At 63.5% G+C, this 14,939-nt stretch carries 14 protein-coding genes; 11 read left to right on the top strand and 3 right to left on the bottom strand.

What is annotated here, in order from left to right; genetic code table 11:
• The first annotated feature begins 797 nt into the window (after positions 1–797).
• Entirely contained in the window at positions 798–1,088 is a 291-nt protein-coding gene (groES, locus tag GCT13_RS28050) for a co-chaperone GroES (protein WP_087738853.1), read from the top strand.
• A 43-nt stretch (positions 1,089–1,131) separates the two neighbouring features.
• Entirely contained in the window at positions 1,132–2,772 is a 1,641-nt protein-coding gene (gene groL / locus GCT13_RS28045; protein ID WP_152763600.1) for a chaperonin GroEL, read from the top strand.
• A 144-nt stretch (positions 2,773–2,916) separates the two neighbouring features.
• Here the strand turns inward: groL and cysC are convergent, their stop codons facing one another.
• Positions 2,917–3,504: an adenylyl-sulfate kinase gene (cysC, locus tag GCT13_RS28040; RefSeq protein WP_407670865.1), complete on the bottom strand. Its 588-nt coding sequence runs from the start codon at positions 3,502–3,504 to the stop codon at positions 2,917–2,919.
• 420 nt (positions 3,505–3,924) lie between these two features.
• Entirely contained in the window at positions 3,925–4,785 is an 861-nt protein-coding gene (locus tag GCT13_RS28035; protein WP_152763596.1) for a hydroxymethylpyrimidine/phosphomethylpyrimidine kinase, read from the bottom strand.
• A 255-nt stretch (positions 4,786–5,040) separates the two neighbouring features.
• Here GCT13_RS28035 and GCT13_RS28030 point away from each other — a divergent pair, with 255 nt between their 5' ends.
• From GCT13_RS28030 to GCT13_RS27990, 9 genes are all read left to right on the top strand, one after another.
• Positions 5,041–5,211, top strand: coding sequence for a rubredoxin (locus GCT13_RS28030; protein WP_152763594.1), 171 nt, complete (start codon positions 5,041–5,043; stop codon positions 5,209–5,211).
• A gap of 424 nt (positions 5,212–5,635) precedes the next feature.
• On the top strand, positions 5,636–7,045 hold the full coding sequence (locus GCT13_RS28025; protein WP_152763593.1) for a hypothetical protein: 1,410 nt from the start codon (positions 5,636–5,638) through the stop codon (positions 7,043–7,045).
• A gap of 264 nt (positions 7,046–7,309) precedes the next feature.
• Positions 7,310–7,885 carry a YqgE/AlgH family protein gene (locus tag GCT13_RS28020; protein WP_152763591.1) on the top strand — a complete coding sequence of 192 codons (576 nt, stop codon included), beginning with the start codon at positions 7,310–7,312 and terminating at the stop codon, positions 7,883–7,885.
• Positions 7,882–8,322 (top strand): Holliday junction resolvase RuvX, encoded by a 441-nt coding sequence (gene ruvX, locus GCT13_RS28015; protein ID WP_152763589.1) that lies wholly within the window; start codon positions 7,882–7,884, stop codon positions 8,320–8,322. Before GCT13_RS28020 ends, ruvX begins: the two co-directional genes overlap by 4 nt.
• On the top strand, positions 8,309–8,821 hold the full coding sequence (pyrR, locus tag GCT13_RS28010; RefSeq protein WP_152763587.1) for a bifunctional pyr operon transcriptional regulator/uracil phosphoribosyltransferase PyrR: 513 nt from the start codon (positions 8,309–8,311) through the stop codon (positions 8,819–8,821). Before ruvX ends, pyrR begins: the two co-directional genes overlap by 14 nt.
• Before the next feature lie 425 nt (positions 8,822–9,246).
• Positions 9,247–10,506, top strand: coding sequence for an RNA-guided endonuclease IscB (gene iscB, locus GCT13_RS28005; protein ID WP_321574670.1), 1,260 nt, complete (start codon positions 9,247–9,249; stop codon positions 10,504–10,506).
• Positions 10,507–10,602: 96 nt separating this feature from the next.
• Complete coding sequence (locus GCT13_RS28000) at positions 10,603–11,634, top strand: aspartate carbamoyltransferase catalytic subunit (RefSeq protein ID WP_152763586.1); 1,032 nt, start codon at positions 10,603–10,605, stop codon at positions 11,632–11,634.
• Positions 11,635–11,691: 57 nt separating this feature from the next.
• A complete protein-coding gene (locus GCT13_RS27995; RefSeq protein WP_152763584.1) occupies positions 11,692–12,969 on the top strand; it encodes a dihydroorotase in 1,278 nt (425 codons plus the stop codon).
• Between the two features lie 72 nt (positions 12,970–13,041).
• A complete protein-coding gene (locus GCT13_RS27990; RefSeq protein ID WP_152763582.1) occupies positions 13,042–13,896 on the top strand; it encodes a lysophospholipid acyltransferase family protein in 855 nt (284 codons plus the stop codon).
• Positions 13,897–13,911: 15 nt separating this feature from the next.
• Here the strand turns inward: GCT13_RS27990 and GCT13_RS27985 are convergent, their stop codons facing one another.
• The gene (locus tag GCT13_RS27985) at positions 13,912–14,760 is read right to left on the bottom strand and encodes a symmetrical bis(5'-nucleosyl)-tetraphosphatase (RefSeq protein WP_152763580.1); all 849 of its coding nucleotides are present in this window, start codon (positions 14,758–14,760) and stop codon (positions 13,912–13,914) included.
• Between the last annotated feature and the right edge of the window lie 179 nt (positions 14,761–14,939).

The raw sequence follows: 14,939 nt of genomic DNA, 5'->3' as shown, positions 1-14,939 counted from the left end.
GGCGCGCGTGCGCCAGCGGCACAAGGCACGCAGCGCGTTCATGAGCCGGATGACGGCGTTGACGCCCAGCACGAGCGGGGTCAACTGAAGCGTGAGCGGCGTGGCCCGGTCTGACGACTCGACTTGATGGGCGGCCCCATGCGCCGCGCGGTGCACCGGCAGATATAGAGGCCGGGGGCCCATGCCGCCCGTTCAGCCGCCGTCCGCGGACGACGGCCCGGCTCAGCGGATCAAACAGCGTGGGCAGCGCCGCGGCCGGAATCAGCGCGCCCGGGTTCGAGACGTCCAACGTGAGCACATCACCTTGGCCCTATGCGTCCACGCTGACGGGCCCCGTGCCGTACTGGACGGCATTCGTCAGCAGGTGTCGGGATTCGACACTGGCGCATGCCATGTCCGATGATTGCTTCTCACGGCGGGGCTCAGTGTTGGCTAAGCCTCTTGCGGGTCCGGGGGCAAGGGTTTTTACTGATGTTGTGCGGGCTGCGTCATCGCACAGAAATACGACGGGCGGGACGTTAAGGCTGCTGCGTCGGATGGGGACGGTTCACGATCGTAAGTTATTGTATTTGCGAGATATTTTCGCCTTGAGCGGCACACTCGAAGTTCGAACTTAAGTGAACAAGGTTCAGAGTTAGACACCTCGAAAACTGATCCCACGCCCCTTCTTGAAAATGTAATTCCCCGTCCATATAATTAGCACTCACTGCACGAGAGTGCTAACAACTTCGCCGGCTGGCTCAGCCAGCTGGCTTTCCTCAGCGTACTTCAGTCCCAATCCAAGAGAGGATATATCCATGAACCTTCGTCCTTTGCATGATCGCGTGATCGTCAAGCGTCTGGATCAGGAAACCAAGACCGCATCGGGCATTGTGATCCCCGACGCAGCAGCAGAGAAGCCGGATCAAGGCGAAGTGCTGGCCATCGGCCCGGGTAAGCGTGACGACAAGGGCAACCCGATCGCGCTCGACGTGAAGGTCGGCGACCGCGTCCTGTTCGGCAAGTACGCAGGCCAGACCGTCAAGGTCGACGGTAACGAACTGCTGGTGATGCGCGAAGAAGACATCATGGCCGTTGTCAACAAGTAAGCACTTGTTCCGGTTCATTCTCAAGAATTCAAGGAGTTAGAAGATGGCAGCTAAAGACGTCGTGTTCGGCGATTCCGCCCGTTCCAAGATGGTTGAAGGCGTGAACATTCTCGCCAACGCAGTGAAGGTCACGCTGGGTCCGAAGGGCCGTAACGTTGTTCTCGAGCGCAGCTTCGGCGGCCCGACGGTCACGAAGGACGGTGTGTCGGTCGCCAAGGAAATCGAACTGAAGGACAAGCTTCAGAACATGGGCGCGCAGATGGTCAAGGAAGTGGCTTCCAAGACCAGCGACAACGCCGGTGACGGTACGACGACGGCAACGGTTCTGGCCCAGTCGATCGTTCGCGAAGGCATGAAGTACGTTGCATCGGGCATGAACCCGATGGACCTGAAGCGCGGCATCGACAAGGCCGTCGCTGCAGCAATCGAAGAGCTGCGCAAGATCAGCAAGCCCTGCACGACGAACAAGGAAATCGCGCAAGTCGGCGCGATCTCGGCGAACAGCGACACGTCGATCGGCGATCGCATCGCTGAAGCAATGGACAAGGTCGGCAAGGAAGGCGTCATCACCGTCGAAGACGGCAAGTCGCTGCAAGACGAGCTGGACGTCGTCGAAGGCATGCAGTTCGACCGCGGCTACCTGTCGCCGTACTTCATCAACAACCCGGACAAGCAAGTCGCCGTTCTGGAAAACCCGTTCGTGCTGCTGCACGACAAGAAGATCTCGAACATCCGCGATCTGCTGCCGGTTCTGGAACAGGTCGCGAAGGCTGGCCGTCCGCTCTTGATCATCGCTGAAGACATCGAAGGCGAAGCGCTCGCTACGCTGGTCGTCAACAACATCCGTGGCATCCTGAAGACCGTCGCTGTGAAGGCTCCAGGCTTCGGTGACCGTCGCAAGGCAATGCTGGAAGACATCGCGATCCTGACGGGTGGCCAGGTCATCGCTGAAGAAACCGGCCTGTCGCTGGAAAAGGCAACGCTGCAGGAGCTGGGCCAGGCGAAGCGCATTGAAGTGGGCAAGGAAAACACGACGATCATCGACGGCGCCGGCGAAGCAGCAAGCATCGAAGCGCGCGTGAAGCAAGTGCGCACGCAGATCGAAGAAGCGACGTCGGACTACGACCGTGAAAAGCTGCAGGAGCGCGTGGCCAAGCTGGCTGGCGGCGTTGCAGTGATCAAGGTTGGTGCCGCGACCGAAGTCGAAATGAAGGAAAAGAAGGCACGTGTCGAAGACGCACTGCACGCAACGCGCGCAGCTGTGGAAGAAGGCATCGTGGCTGGCGGCGGCGTCGCGCTGATCCGCGCTCGCAGCGCAATCAGCGGTGTGAAGGGCGACAACGCTGACCAGGACGCAGGCATCAAGATCGTGCTGCGCGCGATGGAAGAGCCGCTGCGCCAGATCGTCACGAACGGCGGCGAAGAAGCCAGCGTCGTGGTGGCAGCTGTTTCGGCTGGCAAGGGCAACTACGGCTACAACGCAGCAACGGGCGAGTACGGCGACCTGGTCGAAGCCGGTGTCGTCGATCCGACGAAGGTGACGCGCACGGCGCTGCAAAACGCTGCTTCCGTCGCTGGCCTGCTGCTGACGACGGACGCAGCTGTCTGCGAACAGCCGAAGGAAGAGGCTCCGATGCCTGGCGGCATGCCCGGCGGCATGGGCGGCATGGGCATGGACATGTAATTTCCGGCAACGGAAATACATGCGGGAAGCGCGCCGCGCGGCGTGCTTCCCAAAACAAAAACCCCGCAGCGATGCGGGTTTTTTGTTCGCGCTTCGGGCAGGCAAGCCGCGTTCTGGCCGTCCGACGCCGCGATGTTGATTGTTTTAGCGCTTCAACAGGAAGTGCGCGCGCAGGTGATCGAGCACACGTGACACACTGGACGCTTCCGTTTGCACGGCTGTTTCGAGGAGAAGGTCGGGATTTTCTGGCGCTTCGTAGGGCGCCGACACGCCCGTGAACGAGCTCAGGGTTCCCGCGTGCGCTTTCGCGTAGAGGCCTTTCGGGTCGCGCTTCGCACAATCGTTTGCCGAAGCGGACAAATAAGTTTCGACAAACCTCTCGCGTCCGATGATGTCGCGAGCCATCGCCCTGTCGTCGCGCATCGGCGAAATCAGCGCGGCAATCACAATCAGGCCAGCGTCGTTCATCAGTTGCGCGACATGCGCGACCCGGCGGATATTCTCTCGGCGGTCTTCCTTCGAAAAGCCAAGGTCGCTCGTCAGACCGTGACGAACATTGTCGCCGTCGAGCACGTAGCATGCATGACCCATCGACATGAGCTCGCGTTCCAGATGAAACGCGATGGTCGATTTGCCGGCGCCCGACAGGCCCGTCAGCCATACGGTGACTGGCTTGTGTCCGAACTTCAGCGCACGGTCGGGTTCCGTTATCGTTCCATTGACACGTTGCACAAAATGTTGAATGCATTCGGCAGGTATCGCGCTGTTCCCACGAGCGGCGCGATCGTTCGTTCCGCGGTCACAGGTGTGAGACGGCCTCGGTTCAGCGATGCGAGCGTCACCAGGACAAACGTTTTCCAATTAGGCTATTTCCTTTTTTTGACCGAACGAATGGGCAACCTGCCTTTGGCACTGCCCGAACGGGCGCTCGGATGCGAGTCGCCCGTGTGCGGGCGAGTGAACAAAAACAGGCGGGGAGAGTTCGGCTTACAGTTCGTTAACTCTAATCCATCAGATTTAACGCCACTGTAACATTTGATTACCGAAGTAATACGTGATTTGCCAATTCGTGCTTGACCATCGGACTGATATGAGCGGGGCGATGTGAATGCGCCCTCCGCACGTTGCGAGCAGAAGGCTGAACCTGACAGGTTAGTGCCGCGCCTCACCCGGCGGCGGCTCCTTGCCTCCGGCGAGTGGCACGTCTTCATCGCTGCTGCGTGCCCAGAAGAAGCGGTCCGGCAAGTAAGCGCCCATGCCCGGACGAAACGCGGCCTGCGTCGCCTGGAACAGATACTCTTGCGCTTCGCGCACGGCTTCGGCCGGCTCCTGGCCATTTGCCAGCAACGCAGCGATGGCGGCGCCGAGCGTATCCGTAATGCCCATGATGCGGTGCTGTCCACGATCCCACATGTCCTGCCGTATCTGGCCGTCTTCGCTGAAGAGCGTGTTGACGAGCCGGTGCGTGCCCGTTTCCGTCGACAGGATGTATTCGCACCCTTGCGACAGCAGATGCGAGATCGCCGCATCGAGCGTTGGCGCTTCGGCGTCGCCGTCCGGTTGCGCGAGCGCGAGCAATGCGGTCGTGTCGGCGACGAGCAGCGTCGTCTGCGGCGCGAGCAGGTCGGCGATGGCCTCGCGCAGTTCGTCGGCGGCGAGCACGTGTTCGTCGTCGAGCGCGAAGTCGGGGGCGAGGATGAGCGGGATGTCGTCGTAGTCGGCGACCACTTCGGCGATTGCGCTAACCACTTCCGCGCGGGTCGCCGCGCCGACCTTGAACGCGGCGATGGGCATGTCTTCCAGCAGCATCCGCGCCTGGGTCGCGACGACTTCCGGGTCGAGCCCGGTCACTTCGTCGCAGTTCGCCGAGTCGCGCACCGTGTAGCCGGTCAGCACGGACACGCCGTGGCAGCCCATGCTGGCAAGCGTCATCAGGTCGGCTTGCAGCCCGGCGCCGCCCGTCGGATCGGAGAGGCCGAAGGTGAGAACGATGGGAGGGGTGTCGCTGGCCATGAAATCTTAGATGAGTCGATAAGCGGGACGTTCGCGGGCCGTAGCGCGAGGCGCCAATGGGGCCCGCAGACGGCTCAATTATGCGGCTTTATATCGGCATCCGGCATTTTTTCGCATCAGTCGGCCTGTCCCATCATAGATAAAGCGGCAACGGCCGCTTCGGACCGCTCGGACCCCGCATCCGCTAGGCATACCGGCGGCAACACGGTACCATCATGGCTCCCGTTTCCACGGACTTTTCGACGCGACTCAAGAATGGATTATAAGAGCTGGATGTGCCTGATCTGCGGCTGGATCTACGACGAAGAAGCCGGTCTGCCAGAGGAAGGAATCGCGCCGGGCACGCGCTGGGAAGATGTCCCCATCAACTGGACCTGCCCCGAGTGCGGCGCCCGCAAGGAAGACTTCGAGATGGTCCAGATCTGAGCGACTCATCGCTCGGCGACGGGTAGCGTTTGTCCGTCGCATGGAGTGAAGGGCAGCAGGACTCGAATTGCATGTTTTCGCGCGGGATGGAACATCCATGCACACGCGGTGTCGCAGCGTAGCGCGTCACCGGGCTTTCATTGCGCTTTATAGTGCGCTATTGCGCATGATTATGGTTTTGGCCTAGCAGGTGCCGTTTCGTCGGCGTCGATGCTTGCCGGAGCTTGCCGATGCGCGCAACGCGTGCGCTTGCCGTTCGCGCAGCCGTTGCCAGCCCGGCGTCTCGCGTCTGCAAAGTGCGCGGGCGCCGTTTCCGGCTAGGCGTCCGAAGGCCCTGCGGTTGCTTTATTTTCGCCACTGCGGCAGTTCGGGCGGCGCCGTGCTGGTGCCTGTCCGACGATGCCGGCGTACTTGCAGCCTGCTCATGACTCCTCGATCCGCATCGCCCGACACGCTCGACGCTTTACCGAACCCCCGCGGCGGCGCCGTCCGTCCGGCGGAACAGGCCATTGCCGACGCCCTCGACGCCTTCGAAGGGCGTCGCGACATGACCGCGCAGCTGCTCGTCGCAGTGCGCGCGCTGCGCGAGGCGGGCTGGCTGGCCGCGCAACGTTTCACCGACGCGCTACTGCTGGTGTCGCCGATGGCCGCGAGCGGTCTCGCCGACGAGGCGCCAGCGCGCGCCACGTTCGGCGCGGCGTTGCGCGCGTTTCACGCGACGCTCGAGCGGCGCAATCTGCGCGAGCTGAGTTGCTCACCCGCGCTGTTCTCACACTACGAGGCACTCAGCACGCACATCGCGCAGCACACGCCCGCCTACAGCGTTGCATTCGAAGACATCGCGCTGGCCGGCCGGCCGATTCCGCCCGTCACGCTCCGGTCGCAGTCTGCCGCGCGTCTCGCGCATGCGCGGGCGCGCTACGAGCGGGCGCTGCTTCCCGTGCTGCGCTCGAAGGGCAATGTCGGCACAAGCGCGGTGGCGGGCGCCGTCAACGCCGCGCTCGGCGATCTCGACGCATGCCTTGCCGAACTGGCGGGTCCCGATCCGTACGACTTCTGGCGTCTCGCGTCCGCCTGCGCCCGCGCGTTGCGCGCACGCGGCCTATCCATCGAAGACGCTGAAACGCGGCGTTTTTATGCGCGCTGCAATCTGGCGCTCGCAGACGAGGCGCGCGGCATTCCCCTCGCGCCGCGCTCGCTTGTGCGCGCGACGCTCGCGCTTCTGTGGCGCGACTACGCGCTTTTCGGCGCCGCCGCCGAAGACACCGAACACGTGGAACTGCTGCGGGACTACGGCCTGACGGTGGACTGGCATATCGCGGGCACGCAGGCGTCCGAGGCGCTGTGGGAGCAGGGCGCGCGCCAGGCCGAGGCGTTGGCCGCGTACGTCGCGGCGACGCGCGAGCTGGGCGTGCTGACGGTCAATGCGAACGCCTACGAAGACTTCTTGCAGACGGCCGATGGCGCTATCGTCGCGCTGACCGACCATGCACGCGCCGCGGACAATCCACAGAAGGCGGACCCCAGCGCCGCGCTGCAGGCTGGCGATGCCGCGTACCGGTTGGGCGCGGCGGCGTCCGCGCTCGGACTGGGCCAGGTGGCGCTGCTCGCCGATGCGCTTGGGCTCGCGTGGCGTCGCCGTGCGCACGCTGGCGTGTCGACGCCCGCGGTTCGCGCACATGTCGTCGTCGACGCGCCCGACGCACCTTCGCTCGAAGCCGCTGCCGGGGCGCTGCGTGCGATGTTGCACAAGGTGGCGGCGGGTGTCGCACCGCAGTCCGCGACGACCGCTCTCGCGGCGCTCACGCACGCGATCGAACACGGCGGCGCGTAGCGAGTCGAAGGCTTACGCGGGTTGGATAGGGACGGTCACTTGTCCTATGCCATCTGCCGCGCGATAGCGCACGTTCCTCTTGCCCGGCAAGGCCAAGGCGCGTGATAGAGTGCAGTTTCATGGACTGCGGTTTTTGCCGGCCGCGCACCGATGCACACAGGTTGCGCACAGGCTGCAAGCGTGGCGCGCGGTACGATCCGGCAGGCCTCCGTGTATGGGGCCAGAAGCCCGCAGTTGCGCACCGTCTTTGCTAAAATTCGACCTATGCCCAAGAGTAACGATCGCATCAATCTGACCAACCAGTTCCTGATCGCCATGCCGAACATGGCGGACCCCACGTTTTCAGGAACGGTGGTCTACCTTTGCGATCACAGCGAGCGCGGCGCGCTTGGCCTCGTCATCAACAGGCCAACCGACATCGACCTTGAGGCGCTCTTCAATCGCATCGATCTCAAGCTCGAAATCGAACCTCTGCTGCATGTTCCCGTGTACTTCGGCGGTCCCGTCCAGACGGAACGCGGCTTCGTGCTGCATGACGCATCGGAAAGCACGTACACGTCGTCGATGCAGGTGCCGGGCGGGCTCGAAATGACTACGTCGAAAGACGTGCTGGAAGCTGTCGCGAGCGGCAAGGGTCCGCAGCGCTTCCTGCTGACGCTCGGTCATGCCGGGTGGGGCGCGGGCCAGCTGGAAGATGAAATCTCGAAGAACGGCTGGCTCACCGTTCAGGCCGATCCGAAGATCGTGTTCGACGTGCCCGCTGAAGACCGTTTCGAAGCCGCGCTCGCACTGCTCGGCATTTCGTCGTCGATGCTCTCCGGCGAAGCGGGTCACGCATGAGCGACATAGCCGGACGTGAAGCGACGCTGCTTGCGTTCGACTATGGCGAAAAACGCATCGGCGTGGCCGTCGGCAATTCACTGACGCGCAGCGCTCGGCCCCTCGTCGTTCTGCAAAACCGCAATCGCGAATACCGTTTCGAAGCCGTCGGCAAACTGATCGACGAATGGAAGCCCGATGCGCTCGTCGTCGGGCTGCCGATGCATCCCGATGGCACCGCACATGAACGAACGCAGCTTGCCAAACGCTTCGGCAATCAGCTGAATGGGCGCTTCAATCTCCCCGTCTCGTGGGTCGACGAACGCTATTCGTCGGTCGAAGCGGAGGCGGGCATCCGCAGCGGGGCGAGACAGGCCGGCATGCTCGACGCCGAAGCCGCGTGCATCATTCTCCAGCAGTATCTGGACGGACTTTCCTACGATCATGAGTTCCATTGACGCCGAGGCGCTCTATCGCGCTGTGCTTGAACAGATTCGCGCGGCATACGGCGGCGCGCTGGGTGGTCCCGATGGCGCGGTGCTCGCCGGCATCTACAGCGGCGGCGCATGGCTCGCCGAGCGGCTCGCCAAGGACCTGAACGTTGCGACGTTCGGCGTCGTCAACGTCGCGCTGCATCGGGACGATTACGCGAAGAAAGGTCTGCACACGCAGGCAAGCCCGACTTCGTTGCCGTTTGAAGTCGACAACCGCCGCATCGTGCTCGTCGACGACGTGCTGTACACGGGCCGCACCGTGCGCGCCGCATTGAACGAACTGTACGACTACGGGCGCCCCGCATCCGTCGAACTGGCCGTGCTCGCCGACCGTGGCGGGCGCGAGTTGCCGGTCGCCGCACGCTTCCTCGGCGGCACGGTCGAGGTACCTGCGAATGCGACGCTCGTGCTCGCGCGCGATGGAGAACGCTTCACGTTTCACACAGAGCCGAGCGCGGATTGAGTTGAGGCTCGCATCGCGAACGACAACACGCTGGTGCGAGAATGTGCGCAAGCGTCCGACGTCAGTATCCAAAGCAGCTGTCCAGCATCACACCGCAGTGCCAGTCTGATTCAGGAATACCGTCAATCACCCCGCCCTGAAGAGCGAGGCCTGTCGTTAAAGCCTGATTGACCAGCCTAAGCTGCATAGCAGCTACGTTGTACGGAAGTTAAGGACACACCCTGGAATGCTTCCTCAGTTCCAGGCCCTGTAACCTGCGGTCGCAGACACGCTTTGGGTGTGCCGAAACGGGCCGCGAGGATGTGCTGCCGAACAACATTGGCGAGGGGAGCGGGGCCGCAGGGCTCCCGTCACGAGGCCCGTAAGGGCAGAATGGGAACTTCAGATTGAGCGTATTTGTTTTGGACAGGCGGGGCTTACCGCTGATGCCGTGCTCGGAGAAACGCGCAAGGCTGTTGCTCGCGCGCGGTCGCGCACGCGTACACAGGGTGGTGCCGTTCGTGATTCGCCTGACTGACCGGTTGGCAAGGAACAGTCGGTTCCAGCCTTTGCGGTTGAAGCTCGACCCCGGTAGCAAAACCACCGGAATGGCTCTTGTGCTCGAAAAGGCCGACGCGGGCGTTGGAGTGCTGAACCTGTTCGAGTTGGTCCACCGTGGCCGGCAAATCAGTGAAGCGTTGATGCAGCGGAGCAGGTTTCGGCGTCGGCGTCGCGGTGCGAATCTGCGCTACCGTGCGCCGCGGTTCAATAATCGGACGCGCAGGACAGGGTGGCTTGCTCCAAGTCTGCAGCACCGCATCGAAACCACGATGTCGTGGTTCCGGCGCATCCAGCGTTGGGTGCCCTTTTCGGCGCTGTCCATGGAACTGGTGCGCTTCGACATGCAGGCAATGCAGAACCCGGAGATTGCCGGCGTTGAGTACCAGCAAGGCGTACTCTTTGGTTACGAAGTGCGGGAATACCTGCTCGAGAAATGGGGTAGACGGTGTGCTTACTGCGATGCACAGGGTGTGCCGCTGCAAATCGAGCATGTTCTGGCAAAGGCCCGTGGCGGCTCGAATCGCGTATCGAACCTGACGCTTGGCTGTGAGCCGTGCAACCTCGACAAGGGCGCACAGGACGTGCGCGAATTCGTCAAAGAAAAGGCACGGCTCGCACGCATTTTGGCAAAAGCAAAGGCACCGCTGCGGGACGCAGCCGCTGTCAACACCACTCGCTGGGTGCTGCTCAACGCGTTGAAGACCACGGACCTGACTGTCGAGGCCGGTAGCGGTGGACGGACAAAGTGGAATCGTACGCGCCTTGGACTCCCGAAGACCCACGCACTTGACGCCGCGTGCGTCGGAACAGTCCAGGCGATATTCGGCTGGCAACGGCCGACGTTGGAGCTCAAGTGCAGCGGACGCGGCAGTTATCAGCGCACGCGTCTGACCGCGCACGGTTTTCCGCGAGGTTTCCTGGTCCGCCAGAAACGCATTCACGGTTTTCAGACGGGTGACCGTGTCCGGGCCACGGTTCCCACCGGCAAGAAGGCCGGAACGCATGTCGGCCGTGTCGCCGTTCGCGCGACAGGGAACTTTAACATCCAGACACCGCAAGGTGTCGTACAGGGCATAGCACACCGTCATTGCACGATGGTGCAACCGGCGGATGGCTATGGATACGCAACCCGTGCCATTAAATAAAGGAAAGGAATCAGGGACCGGCACAACAGCGAGGCGCGCTTCGCACGTCGCGCTATCCCTCCCCGGCATGAACGCCGAGGGTTCCTGCGCAACCGGATGAACACGTTCAACCAGGTTTCCCAAGGTTCCACCGACAGCGCCGCGTCAGCGGACCGTTTTCGCTACGGTTTCCTGAAGGGCAATCCGCAGCTTACGAAGAACGGCGAGTTGAAGCACCTGCTGACAATCGAGGGCTTGCCGCGCGCGATCGTCAGCCACATTCTCGATACGGCCGAGCAGTTCGTCAGCGTGACCGACCGTGAAGTGAAGAAGGTGCCGCTGTTGCGCGGCAAGTCGGTGTTCAACCTGTTCTTCGAAAACTCGACGCGCACGCGCACCACGTTCGAGATCGCCGCAAAGCGGCTGTCGGCGGACGTGATCAATCTGAACATCAACGCTTCGTCGACGAGCAAGGGCGAGTCGCTGCTCGACACGATCAACAACCTGTCGGCGATGCATGCCGACATGTTCGTCGTGCGCCACGCGTCGAGCGGCGCGCCGTATCTGATCGCCGAGCACTGCGCGCCACACGTGCACGTGATCAACGCGGGTGACGGCCGGCACGCGCACCCGACGCAGGGTCTGCTCGACATGTACACGATCCGTCATTACAAGCGCGATTTCACGAATCTGCGCGTAGCGATCGTCGGCGACATTCTGCATTCGCGCGTCGCGCGCTCCGACATTCACGCGCTCACCACGCTCGGCGTGCCGGAAGTGCGCGCGATCGGTCCGCGCACGCTGTTGCCGGGCGGTCTCGAACAGATGGGCGTGCGCGTGTTCCACAACCTCGACGAAGGGCTGAAGGGCGTCGACGTGATCATCATGCTGCGTCTGCAGAACGAGCGGATGAGCGGCGCGCTGCTACCTTCGGCGCAGGAGTACTTCAAGAGCTGGGGGCTGACGCCCGAGCGTCTCGCGCTCGCGAAGCCCGATGCGATTGTGATGCACCCGGGCCCGATGAATCGCGGCGTCGAAATCGATTCGCAGGTCGCGGACGGGCCGCAGTCGGTGATCCTCAATCAGGTGACGTTCGGCATCGCGGTGCGCATGGCGGTGATGGGCATCGTCGCGGGCAACAACGACTGATCCGCAGACGGTTCACGCAACCACATCAGGCACACTGGCAGGCAAAAAAGGCAGCGAATGAAGATTTACATTCAAGGCGGCACGCTGATCGATCCGGTCGCGGGCACCGAGCAGCAACAGGACGTATTCATCGCGGCGGGCAAGATCGTCGCGCTCGGCAGCGCGCCTGCCGATTTCAACGCGGCAAAGACGATCGACGCGACGGGCCTGTATGTGGCGCCCGGCTTCGTCGATCTGTCCGCGCGGCTGCGCGAACCGGGCTACGAGCACAAGGCGACGCTCGAATCGGAAATGGCCGCGGCGCTCGCAGGCGGCGTGACGACCCTCGTGTGTCCGCCCGACACCGATCCCGTGCTCGACGAGCCGGGCCTCGTCGAAATGCTCAAGTTTCGCGCGCGCAATCTGAACCGCGCGCATGTCTATCCGCTCGGCGCGCTGACGGTCGGCCTCAAGGGGCAGGTGATCACCGAGATGGTCGAGCTGACGGAAGCGGGCTGTGTCGGCTTCTCGCAGGCCGATACGCCCATCGTCGATACGCAGGTGCTGCTGCGCGCGCTGCAGTACGCGAACACGTACGGCTATACCGCGTGGCTGCGTCCGCAAGATGCCTATCTGGCGAAGGGCGGCGTCGCGGCGAGCGGGCCGCTCGCGTCGCGCCTTGGTCTATCGGGCGTGCCCGTATCGGCGGAAACGATCGCGCTGCATACGATTTTCGAGCTCGTCCGCGTGACGGGTGCGCGCGTGCATCTGTCGCACGTGTCGTCGGGCGCGGGCGTCGCGCTCATGCGCGCGGCGAAGGCAGAAGGCCTGCCCGTCACCTGCGACGTGACGATCAATCATGTGCATCTGATCGACATCGACATCGGCTATTTCGATTCGCAATTCCGGCTCGATCCGCCGCTGCGCTCGCAACGCGACCGCGAGGCGATTCGCGCGGGCCTGCTCGACGGCACGATCGACGCGATCTGTTCGGACCACACGCCCGTCGACGACGACGAAAAGCTGCTGCCGTTCGCCGAGGCGACGCCGGGCGCGACAGGGCTCGAGCTGCTGCTGTCGCTGACGGTCAAGTGGGCGGACGAGGCGGGCGTTTCGCTCGCGAAGGCGCTGAACCGCATCACGGCCGCGCCTGCCGACGTGTTGAAACTGCCCGCCGGCCGCATCGAAGTGGGCTCAACCGCCGATCTGTGCGTGTTCGACCGCGGCGCACATTGGCGCGTCGAGCCTCGCGCGCTGAAGAGCCAGGGGCACAACACGCCGTTCCTCGGCTACGAGCTGCCTGCGCGCGTGCGTGCGACGGTCGTCGGCGGGCAGGTTGCGTTCGAGCAGCGCTGAGAAAGCCGGACATCGGCAGAGAAGCGAAAAAGAAGCTCCGAAGAATCGGAAGGTAAGCGGAAAACTCTCACCATGAAGCTCGCATTTCGCAAGGTTCGGCTGGTCGTGCATCTGCTGTACGGCATGTGGACCGTCTGGACGCGTTTTCCTCGTGCGACTGCGCAGCAGCGTCTGGAATTGAATCGCGCCTGGTCGCTGCGCATGCTGCAGTTGTGCGGCATGCGTCTCGTCGTGCACAACGATGGCGTGCGGCTCGATGAAGGCGTGCTGGTCGTCGCGAATCACATTTCGTGGATCGACATCTACGTGATCAACGCGTGGCGGCCGACGCCGTTCGTATCGAAGGCGGAGATCCGCAAGTGGCCAATCGTCGGCTGGTGCGCCCAGCAACTGGGCACCGTGTTCATTCAGCGCGAGAAGCGCAGCGACGCGAAGCGCATTATGCATGAACTCGCAAACCGGCTGAACGCGGGCGAGCTGATGTGCGTATTTCCGGAAGGCACGACGTCCGACGGCACTCAACTGTTGCCGTTTCACGCAAACATGTTTCAGGCGCCCGTATCGGCGTCACGCCCCGTGCAGCCTCTCTGCCTGATGTACGAAGATGCGCACGGCCGGCAATCGACAGCGCCGGCGTATATCGGCGAGATGTCACTTGGCGAATCGCTCGATGCGTTGTTGCGCGGCGGCCCGCTGACCGCGCATGTGTATGTCGGCGCGCCGCTCGCGCCGGGTGCCGACCGGCGCTTGCTTGCGTCTGAGGCGCAGGCTTCCGTGCAGGCAGCGCTCGCCGCGTTGCAGGACCCGGAGGCGCGCCGCTCCGGACAGATCGCCGACCGGACTCAGGAGTTCATCGATGCCAGCGCGAACAGCGCGGCGGAAGCGCTCGACGGCAGTTCGGACGTCGATCTGACACGCCACGCGTAATCGATCAGGCGCCCATCAACCGCCGTCGGCGCGGCAGCCTTCGCATTCCACTTGCGTGACCGTGCGCTCGGCGGGCGACTGCGCCAGCCGGACGGCCGTCAGCTGCTCGCCCCACACACAACCTGAATCCAGTCCGATCAGATTGTCGCGGATCATCAGGCCGAGCGCGGCCCAGTGTCCGCAGACGATCGTGGTGTTTTCCGTCTTGCGCCCAGGCACGTCGAACCACGGCATGAAGCCCTTCGGCGCGGAGCCGATGCCGCCGCTCGACGAAAAATCCATCACGCCGTCGGCATCGCAGAAGCGCATGCGCGTGAGCGCGGTGCACGTCAGACGCAGGCGGTCGATGCCCTTGAGGCTTGGTTTCCATCGGTTCGGCTCGTTGCCGTACAGGCCCGCGAGCGTCTCTTTCCAGCCCGGCGCGCGCAACGCGCGTTGCAGTTCGTCGGCGAGTTCCAGCGTCAGATCGACGTCCCATTGCGGCAGCACGCCCGCATGCACGAGCAGCATGCCGTTCTCGTAGTGCGCGAGCGGCCGGTGGCGAATCCAGTGCAGCAGATCCTCGGCGTCGGGCGCGGCAAGGATTTCGTCGATCGTGTCGCCTTTCTTCGACTTGCGGATGCCTGCCGACACCGACAGCAGATGCAGGTCGTGATTGCCCAGCACGGGAACCGCGCGATCGCCGAGCGCGATGATGTCGCGCAACGTCGCGAGCGATTCGCCGCCCCGATTGATCAGATCACCCGCGAACCACAGCGGCGCATCGGCGGGCGGTGCGGCCTTCGCGAGAAGTTGCTGGAACTGGGTGCGGCAGCCCTGCAGATCGCCGAAAGCGAGGGGAGGGGAGCTGGTGGAAACGGTCATCGGGAAGAATGGGTGGTTCCAAAGGACGCGGCGGCAGTGTCGTGACGCGACGGATGCCCGCTCGATAAGGGAACGGATACGCTGCCGACGACCTGCGCTGCACAACGCCACATGATAGCGCGCGCTCGTGACATCGTCGTTGAGCGCGCCGCGCCTCGATGCCGCCCGTCGCGCGTTGA

The sequence above is a fragment of the Paraburkholderia franconis genome (assembly GCF_009362735.1).
GTDB classification, from domain to species: Bacteria; Pseudomonadota; Gammaproteobacteria; order Burkholderiales; family Burkholderiaceae; genus Paraburkholderia; species Paraburkholderia franconis.
The sequence above is the reverse complement of the archived record's forward strand: the minus strand, read 5'-3'. Positions and strand labels throughout refer to the sequence as shown.